General features: G+C 55.1%; 17 protein-coding genes. 7 read left to right on the top strand and 10 right to left on the bottom strand.

What is annotated here, in order from left to right; all coding sequences use genetic code 11:
• The first annotated feature begins 57 nt into the window (after positions 1-57).
• The 6 genes from Q1K31_RS10155 (at position 58) to hutH (ending at position 5,139) form a co-directional block, all read left to right on the top strand.
• Positions 58-747, top strand: a complete 690-nt coding sequence (locus Q1K31_RS10155) for a 1-acyl-sn-glycerol-3-phosphate acyltransferase (protein ID WP_300379140.1) — start codon at positions 58-60, stop codon at positions 745-747.
• Positions 744-1,013 (top strand): phosphopantetheine-binding protein, encoded by a 270-nt coding sequence (locus Q1K31_RS10150; RefSeq protein WP_300379139.1) that lies wholly within the window; start codon positions 744-746, stop codon positions 1,011-1,013. The genes Q1K31_RS10155 and Q1K31_RS10150 overlap by 4 nt, the downstream gene beginning before the upstream one ends.
• Positions 1,013-1,255: an acyl carrier protein gene (locus tag Q1K31_RS10145; protein ID WP_300379138.1), complete on the top strand. Its 243-nt coding sequence runs from the start codon at positions 1,013-1,015 to the stop codon at positions 1,253-1,255. Before Q1K31_RS10150 ends, Q1K31_RS10145 begins: the two co-directional genes overlap by 1 nt.
• 27 nt (positions 1,256-1,282) lie before the next feature.
• Entirely contained in the window at positions 1,283-1,840 is a 558-nt protein-coding gene (locus Q1K31_RS10140) for a hypothetical protein (RefSeq protein ID WP_300379137.1), read from the top strand.
• Positions 1,841-1,927: 87 nt separating this feature from the next.
• On the top strand, positions 1,928-3,523 hold the full coding sequence (locus Q1K31_RS10135; RefSeq protein WP_300379136.1) for an AMP-dependent synthetase: 1,596 nt from the start codon (positions 1,928-1,930) through the stop codon (positions 3,521-3,523).
• Between the two features lie 53 nt (positions 3,524-3,576).
• On the top strand, positions 3,577-5,139 hold the full coding sequence (gene hutH, locus Q1K31_RS10130; protein ID WP_300379135.1) for a histidine ammonia-lyase: 1,563 nt from the start codon (positions 3,577-3,579) through the stop codon (positions 5,137-5,139).
• On the opposite strand, the gene Q1K31_RS10125 is transcribed toward hutH, so the two are convergent.
• The 9 genes from Q1K31_RS10125 to Q1K31_RS10085 form a co-directional block, all read right to left on the bottom strand.
• Positions 5,140-5,733 (bottom strand): DUF3261 domain-containing protein, encoded by a 594-nt coding sequence (locus tag Q1K31_RS10125; RefSeq protein WP_300379134.1) that lies wholly within the window; start codon positions 5,731-5,733, stop codon positions 5,140-5,142.
• Positions 5,726-6,952 (bottom strand): NAD(P)/FAD-dependent oxidoreductase, encoded by a 1,227-nt coding sequence (locus Q1K31_RS10120; protein WP_300379133.1) that lies wholly within the window; start codon positions 6,950-6,952, stop codon positions 5,726-5,728. Before Q1K31_RS10120 ends, Q1K31_RS10125 begins: the two co-directional genes overlap by 8 nt.
• Positions 6,936-8,987, bottom strand: coding sequence for a lipoprotein transmembrane (locus tag Q1K31_RS10115; RefSeq protein ID WP_300379132.1), 2,052 nt, complete (start codon positions 8,985-8,987; stop codon positions 6,936-6,938). Before Q1K31_RS10115 ends, Q1K31_RS10120 begins: the two co-directional genes overlap by 17 nt.
• Before the next feature lie 182 nt (positions 8,988-9,169).
• Positions 9,170-9,721, bottom strand: a complete 552-nt coding sequence (locus tag Q1K31_RS10110) for a hypothetical protein (RefSeq protein ID WP_300379131.1) — start codon at positions 9,719-9,721, stop codon at positions 9,170-9,172.
• Positions 9,718-10,140, bottom strand: coding sequence for a thioesterase family protein (locus tag Q1K31_RS10105; RefSeq protein WP_300379130.1), 423 nt, complete (start codon positions 10,138-10,140; stop codon positions 9,718-9,720). Before Q1K31_RS10105 ends, Q1K31_RS10110 begins: the two co-directional genes overlap by 4 nt.
• Positions 10,137-11,123 (bottom strand): lipid A biosynthesis acyltransferase, encoded by a 987-nt coding sequence (locus Q1K31_RS10100; protein ID WP_300379129.1) that lies wholly within the window; start codon positions 11,121-11,123, stop codon positions 10,137-10,139. The genes Q1K31_RS10105 and Q1K31_RS10100 overlap by 4 nt, the downstream gene beginning before the upstream one ends.
• Before the next feature lie 184 nt (positions 11,124-11,307).
• Complete coding sequence (locus Q1K31_RS10095) at positions 11,308-12,435, bottom strand: Sb-PDE family phosphodiesterase (protein ID WP_300379128.1); 1,128 nt, start codon at positions 12,433-12,435, stop codon at positions 11,308-11,310.
• Between the two features lie 47 nt (positions 12,436-12,482).
• On the bottom strand, positions 12,483-14,006 hold the full coding sequence (locus Q1K31_RS10090) for an alkaline phosphatase D family protein (protein ID WP_300379127.1): 1,524 nt from the start codon (positions 14,004-14,006) through the stop codon (positions 12,483-12,485).
• A 133-nt stretch (positions 14,007-14,139) separates the two neighbouring features.
• Positions 14,140-16,902: a TonB-dependent siderophore receptor gene (locus Q1K31_RS10085; protein ID WP_300379126.1), complete on the bottom strand. Its 2,763-nt coding sequence runs from the start codon at positions 16,900-16,902 to the stop codon at positions 14,140-14,142.
• Between the two features lie 204 nt (positions 16,903-17,106).
• On the opposite strand from Q1K31_RS10085, the gene Q1K31_RS10080 reads away from it, so the two are divergent.
• The gene (locus Q1K31_RS10080; protein WP_300379125.1) at positions 17,107-17,895 is read left to right on the top strand and encodes an HAD hydrolase-like protein; all 789 of its coding nucleotides are present in this window, start codon (positions 17,107-17,109) and stop codon (positions 17,893-17,895) included.
• Here Q1K31_RS10080 and Q1K31_RS10075 read toward each other — a convergent pair.
• Positions 17,878-18,735, bottom strand: a complete 858-nt coding sequence (locus tag Q1K31_RS10075; RefSeq protein WP_300379124.1) for a MurR/RpiR family transcriptional regulator — start codon at positions 18,733-18,735, stop codon at positions 17,878-17,880. The two genes, Q1K31_RS10080 and Q1K31_RS10075, sit on opposite strands and share 18 nt — an antisense overlap.
• Positions 18,736-18,900: the final 165 nt, after the last annotated feature.

Below are 18,900 nucleotides of genomic sequence, written 5' to 3'. Positions count from 1 at the left end.
TGGAGACTCGTCGCGACAGGCCTTTCCTTCTCAGTTTTTGGTATAGGCGGTCTCGTAATGGCGCTCGTCTGGTTCCCATTGGTGAACCTCTTTGTACGCGAAAAGGAACGTCGCGCGGCCATATCGCAGGCATCAGTCCACCGAATCTGGCGGCTCTACATAGAACTCATGCGCGTACTCGGGGTGCTAACCTATGAAATTCACAATGCGGAAAAGCTCAAAGCATGCCGGGGTACTGTTGTTGTCGCCAACCATCCATCATTGATCGACGTCGTATTCTTGATGGCTTTCATGCAGCGCACCCGTGCTGTGGTAAAAAAGGGTGTCTGGAACAATCCCTTCATGGCCGGCGTCGTGCGGTCCTGTAACTACATTCCAAATCTGGACGACCCGGAAGCGCTGATTGAAGACTGCGCAGCAGCACTCAAGGACGGTGCGAACCTGTGCATCTTTCCGGAAGGCTCCCGCACACCAGTTGGACAGCGGGCAAAATACCAGCGTGGATTTGCCTATGTGGCGCTGACTGCGCAAGCACCAATACTGTTTGTGACGATTGAGGTGAATCCGCCCACCCTTCGAAAAGGTGAGCCTTGGTACTCCATTCCCACAATCAGACCTCACTGGAATATCCAGGTACATGAACAGATTGATACAGCTAAAACTTACGGTTATGAACGGTCGGTTTCCGGGGTAAGACGCTTGGCGCGGGATGTGCAGGAGCGGATAGAAAGGGAGCTCTTCCAGTGACACCACTTGAAGCTGAGCTGAGAGAATTGATTGTTGATGTCATCAATCTCGAAGATGTCACACCCGAAGATATCGGCGCTGAAGAAGACCTGTTTTCCGATGATGGGCTAGCGCTCGATTCAATTGATGCACTCGAAATCGGCGTTGCGATCCAGAAGCGCTATGGTGTGAAGCTCGACACGAATGACGAGAAGCTGCCCGAGCATTTCAAGAACCTGAAGGCCTTGGCACACCTCGTCGAAACGCGCAGGGAGGTAAAATCCTGATGACGCGGGAAGAAGCCTTCATCCGTATCAAGACAGACCTTGTGGAGATCTTCGAAATCGAGCCTGAAAAGATTGTGCCCGAAGCCACGCTTATGGATGATCTGGAACTCGACAGCATTGATGGCGTCGACATGATGGTTCACCTTCAGGAGCTCACCGGGAAAAAAGTGGCTCCAGAACAATTCGAATCCGTGAAAACGATCGACGATCTCACAGGGTTGGTGAAAACGCTGTACGAATGAGCTATCAGGTCAGCGCGCGAGGCAGGCATGCCGGTTAAGGCCCGCAGCATTCAGTTGCTCATAACCGCCCTGCTGCTGCTTTATCCGCTCCTGGTGCTCTTACTGGTACGATTGGTCGAACCGGTCTGGCTTGTTTTAGCGCTACTTGCAGCTCTGGTTGCACGTCTCTTGATCGGAGGTCGCTCTGCTCCGGTTTCCATGATTATTGCTTCCGCAACTGCGATTATTGCGATCGCTGTCATGTCAGCGTTCGACCAGGCGCTTTCCCTTCGCCTGTACCCGGTCTTCATGAATGCCGCGATGCTGGTAGCTTTCTCCGCGACCCTCATATGGCCGCCTACAATGATCGAACGCTTCGCGCGTATCTTCGAACCGGACCTGCCCGCGGAAGGGGTACGCTACACGCGCAAGGTAACGTTCGTATGGTGCGGCTTTTTTGTATTGAACGTGCTGGTTTCATTATGGACTGCGCTCTATGGCTCGATGCAGGTCTGGGCATTTTATAACGGCTTCATTGCCTACATCCTGATGGCCCTTCTATTCGCAGGCGAATACCTGGTACGGCAGGCCGTCAGAAAGACTTAGGCGAGGGAGATTGACTTGGGCAGTTTTATCAGTTCTCTCCTGGCAGCTTCTTCCGGAAGGCCGCTTTTTATGGGGCCGGAGAGCGCGGTGATCACAGCTGGAAATATCCGCGCTGCAGCCCGGCAACTGGTCCAGGATCTGCCTGCTTCTGACGAACCGTTATATCTCTACACGGATTCCGCTGCGGAGCTGTGTGCAGGTATCCTGGCCGCACAGCTATCGGGCCGCATGCCTGTCCTGCTGCCACAGGCAGGCGCAGCCTATTGTGACCATGTTGGTGCCGAACGTCAGCTGCTTGCCGGCAATGCCGCTCATGCGGGAACAGAGATCCGGATTGGAGCCTCCGGTCATGACGCCACGCTGGATATAAATCCATCGACGACAGCTACGCTGACATTCTTCACATCCGGCTCATCGGGAGAGGCCAAGCGCATTGAAAAACCAATGCATGTCATTGATGCCGAAGCAGAATTCTGGCGTGACTGGTTTGACGGCGCGATCGCCCATGTGACCGGCTCAGTTTCACATCAGCATATATACGGGCTGATCTTTCGCGTTGTTCTGCCGGTCATATCAGGCATCCCCTCATCGGACAGGCTCGCACTCTCATGGGAAGCATTGCTTGCCCCCGAGACCAACGGACTGCTTGTTGTTTCCAGTCCAGCTCACCTGACGCGCCCGCCCAGTGCCCGTTTTTCAAGCCAGGCAAGCCCCGCCTGGATTCTCTCATCTGGTGGTCCGTTGCCAGAGGCTGATGCAGATACCATAAATTCGCTCTTCGGAGCGTCTCCCCTCGAGATACTTGGAAGCACTGAAACCGGGGGGGTTGCAACACGCCAGCGCCACAAGGATGGCGAGTGGTGGACCCCCCTGCCGGTCGTCCAGACAATAGCTGGCAGCGAACAGGAACTGCTTGTCTCCTCTCCCTTTCTGTCTGACCCGGGTAGCGTCAGGATGGGGGACCGCGTTGAGCTGAGTTCCGATGGAAGATTTTGCCTTGCTGGACGTCTGGACCGGATTGTTAAAATTGAGGGTAAGCGTATCGCCCTGCCTCGTGTGGAGACCATACTCAAACAGCATGCAGGGATTATTGATGCCGCTGTCGTCATGACTGACCACAAGGGACAGTCCCAGCTTAGCGCTGTCGTAACTCTAGATGAAAATGCAAAGAAGCAACTGGGAAAACTCGGTCGCTTTCGCATGGCGCGCAGCATCTCTGCGAGCCTGTCAAATGCACTTGAACCAGCAGAACGACCAAGACGCTGGCGGTTCGTTTCCGACATCCCTGTAAATGCGCAATCAAAACGCACTCAATCGAGTCTGGAAGCCCTTTTCACGGCTCCGGACATGCTTGAGCTGCTCGCCCCAGACACTTTTGATGTCGATGGCTTCACGGCAGAATTAAGCTTCATAGCAAGGCCTGACCTTCCATGGTTTCAGGGTCATTTCAGTGAGATGCCGGTGCTTCCAGGACTGGCGCAGGTCCATATAGCGGTGCGCCTTGCCGAAGAAATCTGGGCTGCAGGTCCGGCCAGCATGAACGTTAACCGGTTGAAATTCCACCGGCTGGTTACGCCTGATGAGAATGTCTCTGTGAAGCTGTCCTTCCGGCCAGAAGCAAAAAAGCTTGAATTCGCGTTCTCGCATTGCAATGCACGCGTTTCGACCGGGCTCGTAGGATAGGCCGGCAAGCTGGCAATGAATGCTAAATTAATAAACAGGAATTGGATCTTACCATGGCGGCTGATTCAGGAGATGTCCGCGAGTTCGTGTTCGGCATTGATGAGCTGGACACAACGAGCCTCGAGGATATCGCCTTCAGGCGCAAAAGCACCCGTCTAAGCCATGACCCAGCTGTTCTCGATGTCATAAACCGTTCCGCTGGGCATGTTCAGAATACTCTTGATAAATCAGGAAAAATATATGGCGTTACAACAGGGTATGGCGACAGCGTCATCCACGAGGTTGCGCCCGAACTCGTAGCAGAGCTGCCCCTTCATCTTTCACGGTTCCATGGCTGCGGGCTAGGTCGGATGCTTACACCAGAGGAAACACGCGCCACCCTTGCCGTTCGGCTCGTGACGCTTGTACGGGGCTGGTCTGGTGTAAGTCTTGAGCTTGTCGAACGGCTCGCTGACATGCTTCGGCTCGATATCCTCCCATTGATACCGGCAGAAGGCTCTGTTGGCGCTTCGGGAGACCTAACCCCACTGTCCTATATCGCTGGCGCCGCCATTGGCGAGCGCGATGTTCTGCATCGGGGCGAAGTGAAACTGGCACACAAGGCATTCAAGGAAGAAGGTCTGCCGCAAGTTACACTAAAGCCCAAGGAAGCCCTGGCAATCATGAACGGTACTTCCGTTATGTCGGCACTCGCCGGACTGGCACTTGAACAGGCTACCCGGCTGTCGAAGGCCGCAACCCGGCTGACTTCGATGTGCTGTCTTGGCCTGCTTGGCAATCCCCTGCATTTCGACCAGCGCCTCTTCGATGCCAAGCCGCATCCAGGTCAGGCGAGGATCGCCACTCGTATCCGTGGAGATCTTGCTGCATTGAAGAACGCACATCAGGCGCTGCGCATGCAGGACCGCTACTCCTTGCGCTGCGCACCTCACGTCATCGGTGTGCTGGAAGACGCGATGCCATCTCTGAGGACCACTCTTACAACAGAGATTAACTCGTCCAATGACAACCCGCTATTCGATCCGGTGACGGGAGATGTTCTGCATGGCGGACATTTCTATGGAGGGCACGTATGCCATGTCGCCGACACGCTGAAGGTACAAATCGCCAATCTCGCTGACCTGATGGACCGTCAGCTTGCGACCTTGGTCGACACACGTTTTTCAAACGGTCTGCCGCCGAACCTGTCAGGCGCAACCGGCAAACGCGCAGCCATCAATCACGGCTTCAAAGCCGTTCAGATTGGTGTCTCAGCCTGGACGGCGGAAGCTTGTAAACTGACCATGCCAGCAAGCGTGTTCTCCCGCTCCACCGAGTGTCACAATCAGGACAAGGTCTCCATGGGCACAATCGCTGCGCGGGATGCCTTGAGGCTCAACGAGCTTGTCGCACAGGTAGCCGCTGCTCATTTCATGGCCTGCAGTCAGGCCATCGAGTTGCGGCTAAACCATGATGAGCTCACGGATGAAATGGTAGGCGAGCCGATCCTGGCGCAGGTTGAGCAGGTACGTCAGTTTACATCATTTCTTGATGAAGACCGGCCAATGGATACGGCGCTGCGGGCACTTACCACTGCCTTGCTCGACGGCACCTTCAACGCCGGTTTTCCGGCCTGATCAAGGAGACTGCGAGTAGATCTTAAGGGAATAACCAAGATCCAAGTTGGTCAATTCCTGATACTGGCGCCCGCCCTCCGAAGCCACGTCATACCGAATTTCGATGATCGTCGTACCGCCGTAACGGATCTTCCGGCTGTTATCGGCCTCCTCGAGGCTAACCCCCTTTGGCAAAGCCTCAGAAACCTTGGCCTGGGGCCAGAAGACGAGAAATATATCCGCCAGCACATTCAGGCCAGAAAGGTTTTCGGGAGTGTAGGCATATCGGGTTTCTTCAACACCATTCTCCGTCCAGGCAATCTCCATGATACGCGGTCCATTCAGTGCGACCATGACAATGTCGACACGCTCGGCATCAGCACTGAGTGTAGCCTGGAATGCAGTCTTGCGGGTCTCATGACTGGCGACGACAGTCTGCACTGCTTCAAGACGACCTTCATAGCCGGGAACAGGTGGCAGCTGCAACGCAACTTCACGTGCGATACTTACCGCCGCGCTTTCTTCGCCGGTCTGGCGAATGGTCTCACATGCCGTCAACAGAATGACAGCAAACACCACCCCCAAGGCAGTACAGTTGCGAACCAGGTTAGGCACGGGTCATTGAATCCATAAGCCGGAAGAAGCGCTGTGGATCACGGACGATCGGGTTGTTCCTGTCCCAGGCATAACCTGCCAAGATGGCCGTGAAGTGCTTTGTGATGTCGTGGCCACGTGTCTCCATGAAAATCATGTGCTGGAGGAGGCCTTCATACCAAGCGTTCACACAGGCCCGAAAAACATTTACGCCTACAGAGAGCTCTCCCGCGAATTCGCTGTCCCAGTCCACAATTTCACCGCGAAGCTCGCGGTCGACCAGACCGGCGGCGAGTGTGGCCGACTTCATGGCAATCGTAATACCTGAGGAAAAAACCGGGTCGAGAAATTCTGCTGCATTGCCCAAAAGCACAAAGCGCTTACCAGTCAGCGCTTTGACACTACATGAATAACCTACGGTCTCTGCTGCGGGGCGTGCTTCGGTCGCATCCTTCAGGACGTCTGCCATGAAGCCGGATCGTCGCGTAAAGTACATGAGCCGTTCGTCAGCCGTTTCCCCTGCACGGCTGATAACTTCATCACGACCGACCACACCAATAGACGCGCGTCCGTCCGCCAGAGGTATCAGCCACAGCCAGACCTGCGGGTCTATTGGATCTACCGAAATCAGGATCTTGTTCCGGTCAAAACCCGGATGGGTGATATTGTCGATAACGTGCTTGAAACACGACCTGCGCCGCTCCTGTCCTGAAGGCTCCTCAAGATCGAGCAAACGCGGCAAGACACGGCCAAAGCCCGACGCATCCAGTACAAAGCTGGCACGGACCTCCGACTCAGCCTCCTCTTCATCCTCTACGGTCAGGATCACGCCTTCTGCTTTCTCTGCGAAAGCTTTTACACTGGTTCCGAATGTGACGTCCGCGCCGCGCTCTTTCGCCTTACAAATAAGGACGTCATCAAATATGTCGCGGCGGACCTGAAACACTGTTCCAGGGCCAGGCGTCGATTTCTCCGGAAAACTTATCGGCTCATAACGCCCATTCATGAAGAAGGCAGCACCATCCTTGTATTGAAAACCCTGCGCTTCCACCGCTTCCAGCAGGCCTGCGTTTTCCATGAACTCCACACAGTGGGGCAGCAAGCTCTCACCGATCGAAAATCGCGGAAAGTGCTGACGCTCAACGACCCGGACTGACCATCCTTTCTCGACGAGTAGCGATGCAGCGACTGCACCAGCTGGTCCCGCCCCGATAATGGCGACGTCACAATCCATGCTCATGAGTTTCCCCCTCACATTTCGCCAGCCGGTAGGGCAGCATAGAATATACCAAGCCGCAAACCACACCAGCAGCCACTGTTACTCCGAAGCTTCGGACCGGAAAGGTTTCGCTCATGGCCAGCAGCCCCATCGAAAGTAAGGTCGTAACCGCCCCCACAAGTACGGCTGTTGGTGTCCAGTTCTCACGTTTACGTCCAGCTTCCCACATGAAAGCGGAATAATCGATGCTCACACCAAACAGCACCATGGCTCCAGCCATTGCAAAGAAGGAAACAGGCAATCCAAACACCGCTGGAATGAATATCCCGCCGAGCATGGCCGCACATGGAGCAGCTACGATCCCCAGTGCCCGCCAGTTTCGATAAACAAACAGAATGAAAATTGCAGATACCACCGCAGCGACAAGCAGGGAAAGTGCAGCAAGGATGCGATAGGAACCGAATGCTTGCGTGTACACGGCCGCTACATCGACCTGCCGGCTATCATCGTTATGCGGCCCCTTCCAACCGCCAACACCAATGGGTTGGGCGATGAGAAAATGCATGCCATCTTTCCCGGTGACATGCAGGTCATTAAGCCAATCGGGCCTCTGGGCATCCGAAGGGGTAGAATCTTGCGGACGTGAAGAAAGGCCAAGCCGTGCCTGTAAATCATTTAGGTATGGTGCCTCGAGCCGGGTAGCGATGACTTCACGATTGTCCGCACGGCGCTCATTGGAAGGATCCATCCGGCTGAATGCGAGAACGCCTGCATCTTCCGGCAAAGTCTGCAGTGCCGCTTCCTCGGCACGTTTGGCATCATTCAGGCTCGTTCCCTGCGACACCAGAAAGGTTTGCGAAGCCACGCCACCAGTAATCGCTTCGATCTGCGCTTCTTCTTCCAGCAGTGTTTCATCGCGCGGCTGGAATTGCCGGACGTCATCCAGCACATCAGCATTCATCGCGCCAAGGACGGTCAGTCCCGCCAGAAGCAGGCATATGCTCATGTACAGGATACCGCCCGGCATACGACGATTGACGCTCGATGTAAGGCGCAGCCAGCGCTGGTATGTGACCTCCGGGCGACGAGGGGCGCTTTCCAGTGGGACATATACGAACAGGACAAGCAACCAGGCCGTTATCACCCCGGCTACGGCAAACAAGGCAAATTGCCGGAACATGGCGACATCAAGAAAAGCAAGCGCAGAAAACCCGGCCGCTGTTGTCAGCATTGAAACAGACATTGGCCGCAAGATATGCCCACGGCGAACGGCTGGGTTCTGCCAGTTGCTACTCGCTCCTGCCGCCATGGCATGGACCGCATAGTCCGCGACAACCCCGACAAGCATGGCCGCGAATACGAGAACCAGTATATGCACATGCCCGAAAACAAGCAGGGTCGCCGCGAAACCCGAAAGCGTGCTCAGGCCAATCAGCCCAATCACATAGATAATATTCGCCACGCGTCCAAAGACGATCCAGAAAAGTACAGTAACGCCAATAAGCCCCAATCCGCCAATGATCGTCATTTCCCGTTTGGCCGATTCTGCTGCATGCGCTGCGTAAAATACAGCTCCGGAGCGAGCAAGATTGACACCTTCCGGCACCCAGCGTTCCTCCCATTTCCTGACGGTTTCAATAACCTGTTCCTGCGTACTCAACTGGAATGCCGATTGAGTCAGACGGCCTAAAACGAAGTTGCCGGTCGAGAGCTGTCCTATCGAGGCTGGCGATAGGCAGTCAGCCAATCGCAGGGTCAACAGAAACGGATCCGCTGCGATCAGATCACCAGGGACCGGCAGGCCTACACCATATATCCGGGCCAGGGCTTTCTGGCGGATTGCAGCGGCCGTTTCTTCGGTAAACTTATCCGGGTCCCGTTCGCACAAAAGCTCTCGCCGGTTGGCAAACAGCCATCGGCCCGTCTCGCTGCCTGCTGCAGTGTCAGCAACAAAGAGACCAGATTCTTTAAGACGTTTCTTCAGTTCAGTCGTGGCTGTATCCGCAGTATCGGTCGTCTCTGCCGTGACCAGGAACGCAACTCTTCCTGCTGCCACGTCTCCCGATTTACCTATGGCTGTCTGAACAGACGGGGGCAGTGAGTGACCGGGCAGAATGGAGTGCAGGTTTGTATCAAGAGCAGCCCCACCACTCAGACGCAGGGAAACAATAATCGCAGCACAACATAACCAGCCGGCGACCGCCGCAATAATCCAACGCTGGCGCCCCCATGACATGGTTATCCGTCCTGAAAGGTAACGATCATCTCATCACCATTGGTCTGATCCAAACGGATTTCATCTACAGTAGCGCAACCCGATACGGTCATCCCGGCAATATAGTCCGAAACCTGCTCCCCTTTTGGCGACAGCTTCACGCGCCAGCGCCTCTCTAGCGACGCCATGGTCTCGATAGAGAAATAGGATTCAGCATCCTCCATATTCCCGCCGAGCACATCGAGCAGCCCCGTCGTCAGCATCGGATTCATCCCCCCGCCAGTCTCTATTGGCTCGGCTGGTCCCCCCTCGACAGATTGAGTGATACCTGCCTCGGTTATCGTGGTCGTGATGTTCAACGGGTTGGTAACTGTCCAGACTACACGGTCTGGTTCTATGCTCACAGTACCTGTTGAAATCAGGGGCTGATCAACGCCATCCAGCGTTCGGACCTGTTTGAAACTGCGTTGACCGGAAACTTCAGTAGCATCTTCGAATGACGGGCAAGCCGTGCTCGCTGCAGCAGGTGTACCCACCGAGACCAGAAACACGAGAGGGACGATAACAAGGCTCATTTCAGAAATGGCTCCACCTTTTTGCGAAACACGTCTGGTGTTTCCCACAACATCTTCTTTGATCCGGCATCGACCGCAACCTGGACGGTATGAGCTTTTACGAGACGCTTCGATGTTTCTTCATCACTGATTTCGAAGGCGATTTTGAGGCGGTTCTCCCACTCCAGAAGACCTGCAGTCACGATAATGGATTGATGCAACACTACAGGGTGGGCATAGCGGATATGCATGTCGATAACCGGCCAAGCGTAACCGGACGCTTCCATCTGCGCATAATTGTAATCGAGCCGATCCATAAGCGCGACGCGGCCAAGCTCAAGAAAGCGTGGATAATTACCGTGCCAGACAACATTCATCGGATCGAGATCATGAAACTGGGCCTGAGCCTGCGCAGAGGCTGTCAGAATTGCCTTTCTCATGCTTGATGCTCCGTCTTGTCGGCGGTCGCAGTATCGGCATGCGCGTTTTGTGAACTGCCAGCCTTGCCCCAGTAGTCGAAGAAATTGAACCACTGCAATGGGGCTTCCACCAGCACGTCTCTCAGCATCTCGGCATAAAGCTCCATATACGTCTTGATCGCAGCTTCTCTGTCCCGTCTCGGCAACGTTACAGGATCGGCCAATAAGCGAAAATCAATCCTGAAGGGGGGCTTTCCCTTTCGTCTCACGCAAGCAAGGAAATACGTCGGGCATTTAAGTGCTGAGGCAAGAATGAAAGGCCCGGCGGGAAACCGGGCCGTGTCCCCGAGAAACCTGACTGGAAGCATCGCACTTTCTCTGAGCTCTCCAGGCGGACTCCTGTCAGCCGTCAAAACGACCCATTCGCCATTCTCCACAGCTTCGGAAAGCTTCATGGCAATGGAAATATCAATCTCCTCGACCTGTACGACACGCACAGTTGAGTCTGCCGAAAACCGGTTGATCACAGCATTGAAGTTTTCAGCATTCTGTGTGTGGACCAGAACGGTTACCGGAAACCGCCTGTTTACCGTCGCCACGCCGCGAATAAGCTCCGGATTGCCAATATGGGCCGTCAGGACGACGCCACCCCGACCGCTGCGCTTGGCCTCATCAAATAGCCCTTCGTTCACGCCTTCAATCTGTTCCGGGCGGATCTTCCCTGTCCAGCTTGCAACCTTGTCGAGCATGGAACCGGCAAATGCCATGAAATGGGAAAACCCCGTCGAGACGCCGGGCCGTTTCTTCAGCAGGCCGTCCCGCCACGCCCGCTCGAGGTAGTCACGCGATGCCCGGCGCTGCTTATGCCCACTCAGGTAGAAGAATCCGACAACAGGCGCCAGCAAGGCTAATGTTATACGCCGCCCAAGAAGTTTGTAGATCCAGGCAGACAGTAGAATGCCTGAGTAGGTCCCACGTTCCGCCTGTTTTGACCAGCTTTCCACTACTGTCACCCATCTCGGCTATGCGGCTTCAATCCTGCATTCAGCAAGTGGGCGTCAAGTGCTGTGGTATGTACTAAGCGCGCTAGCTAACAGGTTTTTCTTCTACAAAAGAAATGAAGGCTGACGTTCTGTCAGCCTTCTCTTCCAGCCCTGATTGTAGATCACTCATACATGGAATGACATTTTATCTCGGAACGTCAGCACTCAGACTGATATCGAGATTTTCGCGAAAGCCCGTCTGAGTGTTCAGCACCGAGAAGTCGAGCGAAACCTCTGCAACTCGTTCGCCCGTCCGGGCATGCACCGTAAAATGATCATCACGCTCTATCCGGACTACGTCGCTGGTGTTCTGAAAGGTCACTCTGGATGTGTTCTGCAGGGTAAAGTTCAGGGGGCAGTTGTTTACGATGTCGACTGGCAGGACTGCGCTTTCATCAGGATAAGAACTTACACTCAGACTGAGACAGGCCTTCACCACCTTTTCCACATTTTCTGCCTTGCCCAGCAGGTCATCATAATTCCAGGCTACCGTATCACCATTCAGCAATGCCGTTTTCATTGCTTCAGGTGAACGTGTTTCTGCAATTACCAGCGTCATGGGCCGATGGCCGCCATTGCCGGCATCATGCGTCCAGTCGACAAGACCATGAATGTCCGAAGTGCCCAGAACAGTCAGCCCTTCCCCGAGCGCGATTTCCAGAGCGTGCTCGGAGTGGCCATCCAGTGTACCATTGGCGACTTCGATCCCATGCAGGAGCCCATCGGCAATAAGTTCGCGATGATAGTCCGACAGGCGGGCGATCCCATCTGGCTGCTGAGGGACCCAGTTGGGATGGTTCAGGAAGACAAAGGCACCCTGTTCATTTGCCGCCTCGATCGCTGCACGTGGACTATCGGTCAGTAGTGCGTTGGCATCGTCAAGGAAGACAGCATTGATATGGCCATGCGGCTGGCCGCGTGTGACTTCAGCGCCATTGATGACGAAGAGTTCTCGTCCGTCGCCAGCTTCCAGCGCTTCTGTTGCAACCTCATATGACCTGTTTCGATCTGGGTGAGGGATATCTTCCTTATGCGGCTGATGCTCAAGATGCTCTGTCACAGCCAACATCTGGAGACCATCCTTACGGGCTTCCTTCACACGGATCGAAGGCCAGACTTCCCCATCGGAAAACACCGTATGAGTGTGCAGGTCAGCCGCGAGAATAACCTTGCCCTCCTCTGTTTTCGGAAATTCAACGGCACGCTCATGGGCTGCCGCAATGCCCGCCATACCCAGCATGAGGGTTATGGCTGTCAGTATTCTCGTCTGCATCGCCTTCAAACTCCTTGATTTAGAGATCTTTTTGAAAAGCTTCCGGGTCACATGTCCTTCAGCCGCATCTCGACATCTGTATTTACCGGCGAGTCCGGATCCGTAACCTTTTCCACAGTACGGAAAGTGGCCTGCCAATCCTTTGCCCCGGCCGTACACTGCAAGTAGCCACGTGCCCGGCCATTGACGTATTTCGCGTGTGGATTGAGGTCTCGGGCTTTTTCGAGCCGGGGTGACCATGAACAAACCGATGAGATCGATGTGGCCGCGAAGTTGTGCGCTATTGGCGCGCCCTTCGGTCTGTCGGGATCGCGGTGGACATTCATGGCAGCAGCCGAGTGCCAGTCGCCACTGAGGATCACCGGGTTTGAGACATCCTGCGCCATCGCATCTATCAAACGCTGGCGCTGCACAGGATAGCCATCCCACTGGTCCATATTGCGTGCCGGTCCGTTTGCCGTCTCTTCATATGTGAAAGGCGCAAACCAGGTCTGCTGTGCAATGACATTGTAGCGTGCATCGCTTGATTTCAGCTGGTCCAGAAGCCAGGCTTCCTGCGCTGCCCCTGTCATCGTGCGCCCTTTGTCGGCCAACGCATCGCAGGCGTCAGCGCCCGGAAAACCTCCACCACAAACCTGATCGGAGCGGTGCTGTCGTGTGTCCAGCAAGTTCACTTGTGCAGGCCCAAACCGGTAGGCCCCATACATCTGGAGACCGGACACCCCGGGCGGCAGCTCGATCGGCATATGCTCATAAAAGGCCTGGAAGGCTGCCTGCCTACGCAGTGCGAACTCTTGAGGCGTTTGCTTCTCCGGATCCTGTGGTGTCAGCGACGCCCAATTATTATCAACTTCGTGATCATCCATTGCCACAAGCCACGGTGCTGCCGCATGAGCAGCCTGCAGGTGGGGATCACTTCTGTAGAGTGCATACCGGTTGCGATAGTCGTAAAGACTGACGATTTCAGCACTGTTATGCTGGCGCACGACATCATAGGCGACAGCGTCTTCGATGTTATCGGGACGAACCGAACGCAGCGTGCCTATACCCCCCTCATAGATATAATCCCCGACATGTATCACCGCATCCGGTGCCCACTCAGCGATATCCCGGTAGGCTGCGTACCGCCCCGTCTCCCACGCCTGACAGTTGGCAAGTGCAAGGCGCGCTTCTGCTGCACTGCGATCACTCGTCCGGGTACGCCCTATGGGGCTCTCATCCTCACCAAAATAGAACTGGTAGAAATACTCCCGCCCGGGAGCCAGCCCTCCCACATGAAGATGAATCGAATGGCCTTTCACGTGGGATGTATTCACGACACCCGTGCGCACTTCATCCCGCATCATTTCATCCCGGCAGACACGGTAGCGAACCGTCGTGAGCCCACGGGCCATTCCGCCCCCCTTCAACGGCTCCGGCGCAAGCCGTGTCCAGAGCAGAACGCTGGTCTCACGCGGCACGCCGGAGGCAACGCCAAGCGTAAAATGGTATTTGTCGGACTGGGCCCTGGCCATGCCGGGCACCCAGAGCGCGGCACCCGTGGATGCCAGGAAAAGTCGACGGGAAAACATGCAACTGGCCTTTCAGTCATGAAGGAGAAGGAGGGCCGCCGGCAAAAGAGGGGGCGAACTGCCGGCGGCCCATCAGCCCACCATGGCTCCTGTACGCGACATGGATATGACCGCGCAGGACTGCCGGGTGGAACTAGAAGGTGTATTCGTACTGAATCCAGACCGAGCGGGGTTTCCCGTTCCAGCCATACTGGCGGTAGTAGCCCGCATCGTTCGGACCGATTTCGCCACGGATGGCCGCCCGGTCCCGTGAATAGCTGGAGCCACCTGACGCGCGCTCGAAGTAATCTTCGTCAAGCAGGTTCACGCCGCGGATCAGGAAACGGTGTTGCTTCTCGTCACCCATGAAATACTGGACCGAGCCATTGAGCACGAAATAGTCACCGAAGTTCAGCCGCTCAAATACGCGGTTACCATTCTCGTCGACCATCCGCGCCACGCTTGTCCCCGAATTGGCATATTCCGCACCCTGCCAGCGAGGGTTGAGCGAGAAGACCCAACGGTCTGTCGGCGTGTAGGTAATCAGGCCTGAAAGCGTCCAGTCCGGTCGCTCTGAAGACTGGATTTTCTCAGCGGCCCCACGCACCCCAGGTATTATATAGCCATCTGGTGAGAGAAGTGCCGCATCCACACCGCGGGCATTGAGCGTGGCAAGCTCGTCTGCGCTGTAGGTGCCATCGAGGTTAAATCCAGTTCCCTCCAGGCGCGCGAACTGACCAAAGGTCGAGTTCGGCTGCAGCGATTCCATGTCCGTAAAAGAAAAGTCGGCCTGCCACTTGTCGAAGTCGAAGGCCACATCGATTGTAAACCCTTCGATTTCCTGCGTACTGAGCGTATTCACTGCGACTGACTGGCCCGGTTCAAGAAGACCTGCAGCCGCTGTTGCGCAGAATGCATCCGGAGGTACGATGGATTCCCGGTTCCCCTCGATTGCAGAAGTATCATTCAACAAGTCGGGGTAAAGTGGATCCGCCACATCATTGGCATACTGCAGGCAGACCTGGCCGATACTCCGCGAGGAAAACTGGTTATCAATATCGGTTTCAAAGTAGCCAAGCTCGATATTGTAGGTTCCGCCAAAGATATCTCCATCGATACCGGCCCCCACATTGAATGTATCAACCTCCTGCGGATCGAGCCCGGGATTAATGTTCGAGCCCGAACCAAACGCCCCGATCTCGTCAATTTTCGGCAGGCTGTAGGAAGTACCGCCCGAACCGCGGGCATATAGACCATAGCCAAAATTCTGACGCACGCCGATCTTCCAGATCGACTGATCCTCAAAGTTGTCATTGAAGTCATGCCGCGCGGCAAAAGAGCCGTTGAACCCCTGGAGAAGCGGCAGCGAAACGCGGGCATCACCGTAAACACCTGTGCTCGTCAGCGTAACATCCCGCACACCGAAAGCGTCGTCTGAATTATCCTTGTAACTGGTGTTTTGAACCCCGGCGACGACTTCGAGATAATCATTCACTGTATAGGTTGCCCGCGCATTCAAACCGTAGTCGACGTAGCCGGACTCGCGTTGGTCAACTGTCCCGAAGCCTTTGGTCGGCCCGCCATCGCCGAAGCTTGCCGTCGACTGTATCGCATAACCGATCGGGTTGCCGATCGGGAACGGATTGTCGAATGTGCCGTAGGGTTGTCCATAGAACGGGCTATCCGGATCGCTATTGATATAGAATGCGCGCTCAATGCCTTCCGGTGTGTTCGGAATATCGTCATAAGCACCCCCAGCCGAGCCATTCGGATTGGTTACACACCCTGCCGGAAGGGCCGGAATACCACTGGCAAACGCTTCGAAATCTGCTGCCGTTGCGAAGCCGGTAATGCCCTGATTAGCCGCCATCGCCTGTACGTCATCAGGCAGGTCGGAGAGGCGCGGAATCTGGCAGATACGGGCATCTATCTCGTTATTCTTGAGCTGCGGATCTTGGTAATGCGCCTCGATGTCGATCTTCAGCTTGTCATTGAAGCGGTGCTTGAATGAACCCTGGTAGATCGGGAATTCCGTGAAGTTTGGCTGGAAGACGGTCGACTGCGGGAATGAATCGCGAAAGTCGATGGTCGTATAGGACGCTCCAAGACGAAGTTCTGTTTCCGGTGCGATCTGCCAGAGATACTTCAGCCCCAGGCTGTTGAAGCTATATGGAAATTCGTGACGCCCGCCCAGTGCGAGGACATTGTCACCATAGGCTTCTTTTGAGAACAGCTCATGAGCGTCCGTCTCATAGGAGCGGCCATATACCATGAAAGAATGCTTGCCCTGATCATCAATCGGAACAGCAATGTTTCCGTAAAGCTCACGCGTCTTGTAGGAGCCGGTATAGACACCGAACTGCCCCTTCAATTCGCCTTCAGGCTGCTTGGTATTCACACTAACGACGCCGAGGCCGCCATTGGAACCGAAATAAAGGCTGTTACCACCCCGATAGACCTCCACACTTTCAATCATGCGTGGATCGATAGCCGTCGCCGGCCACAGGTCTTCCAACGGTGATGAGCGATCAAAATACGGCACGCCATCGACCAGCAGAAGAGTATCCCTGTCTGTGCCGCCATCGATGCGTATCGTGAACTCGCCCTCATCCGGCGAGTAACCAATGTTCGCACCACGGATAAGGCCTGAAGCCAGCTCACCAAAGTTCGTGAACCCCCCGGTTTCGATCTCTTGATCGCTAATCAGCTGGACTTGCGTACCGTATTCGGCAAAGTCGACCGCCAGATCGCTCGCATTCGCATCAACCTGCTGCCCTTCGACGCGAACAGCCTGAAGACGACGTTCGCCACGTTGCCCGTTTGCACCTTCCTGCGCCCACGCCATATGCGGAAAAACCGCGCTCATCATGAGCAGCGATGTTCCCGCAAGTAATGTCTTTTTGGTTCCAAAAGTCATTGCCAACTCCCTAAATCCCGCAATTCGCCCTCATGAGGCCCGGTGGAAGCACTCTTCCTGAGTGCATCTCACGAGCGCTCTGCTAGAGAGGCTTTGCGACACTGAGTTGAACCTTCCGCAACATATTAATGAATATTATGCAGTCTGCTTGATCCTTTTAATGAGAAATGCTCATTACCGTTTCGTCTAGCATGGAGAATCGATATGAGCGGCGACAGTGGCGTATGGCAGACCCTCACACCGGAAGACACACACGTCCTGGGGAGCACGTCAGGCTTCATTGTGGACTGGGATGGATGCTGCGCCCTGGACAACCGCCTGCTGCCGAACGCCTCACGATTTCTGCGTCAGGTTCAGGATCGCGTAGTCATTCTGTCGAACAATTCCTCTGACACGCCAGATACGTTCGAAAGCATCCTCGCTGATGCCGGAATTCAAATAGACAGAGATCGGATTATACTGGCCGGAACAAGCGCGATTGAGCATGCCATTGCGATTCAGGCCGAAAGAGCCATGATCCTTGGCTCTTCGAAAATGAAGGCCTACGCTCGTAATGCCGGACTGAACATCGTACGGGATCATCCCGACACGGTTCTGCTCTTAAGGGACACACACCTTTCCTATACGCGTCTCGAGTCTGCGGTGAATGCAATCGCATCAGGCGCCAAGCTGATCGTTGCAAATCCCGACCTTACTCACACCGGCGAAAGGGGACGCATCAAACCTGAGACGGGTGCGCTCCTGGCCGCGCTTAAAGCCTGCATAAGCCTTCCACCCTCAAGTTACGAAGTGGTTGGAAAACCAGCCGCCCCCCTATTCTATCGGGCACTTGCACGGCTGGACCTTGGACCGTCGCAAACAGTCATGATCGGGGATAACGCAAAGACGGACCTGGCAGGCGCTCAACGCCTTGGCATACCCTGCTTACTCGTCGGGGATCAGCCGGACCAGATGATGTGGACGCTCGCAGAGCAGCTAGAAGCGCTTGATTGAAAGCACGTCGAATGTGTCTCTCAGCTTGCTGATCGAGCGGTCATGATCCCTCAACGCCAATGCCGCTATCAGCGTATCCATAATGCAGAGCTGAGCAATACGACTGGTCATTGCTTCGGTACGGAACTTGGTCTCACGTGACATGGTGAAAAGCTTGATATCGGCATAAGCCTGGATAGGCGAGCTGGCAAAATTTGTGATCACGATAACCTTGGCGCCCGCCTCCTTGGCCAGTCGAGTGGCCGCCAGGGTTTCATGCGTTGCCCCCGAATGCGAAATCGTCAGAACCACGACATCGGAATCCGTCTGCGATGCGCTAATCGCCTGAATATGACTGTCCACGACGACCTTCGCCTCAAGCCCAATGCGCAACATACGGTATTGCGCATCCTCAGCAATCGGTGCGGACGATCCAATACCGTAAACCTCTATTCGCTTGGCTGAACGAATGACATCTACTGCCGCAGCCACAGCATCCGGGTCCAGCACTGAAACCGTATCGCGCAGAGCCTGCTCGCCGGCATGGAACATCTTCTTGCAGATCGTCTGCGTATCATCGCCCTGCTGCAGGTCCTCGTGAATGAACTGAACCGGCTGCACAACCTCCTGCGCCAGGCTAAGCTTGAGCTGCTGGAACCCTTTCAAGCCGAGCTGCCGACAGAAATTGATGATACTACCCTCGCTAATCCCGGTAGTCTCGGCCAGCTGGGTTATCGATAACCCTGCAACCTGAAGCGGATTCTCCATGACATAATCGGCAAGCTCTCTCGTGCGCGGCCCAAAGGAGTCATAACGGACACGAATACGGTTGGTGATGTTCGTAACGAGTGACTGCTGCATGATTGCATCCAATATGGGCCCACTTGAATCGCTACCCAAGCAAATGGCCGCCTTGATTGAGAATCTCTCCATATCACTCAACCAAAGTGAGATAAACTCATTTATCTATCATAAAAATGCTGCAAATGCGTAACCCAGTTGTCGTACTCCAGAGCTAAGCAAATC

Origin of the sequence: Henriciella sp., from assembly GCF_029936995.1 — a bacterium.
GTDB lineage: Bacteria > Pseudomonadota > Alphaproteobacteria > Caulobacterales > Hyphomonadaceae > Henriciella.
This window is presented reverse-complemented; position numbering and strand designations above follow the sequence as displayed.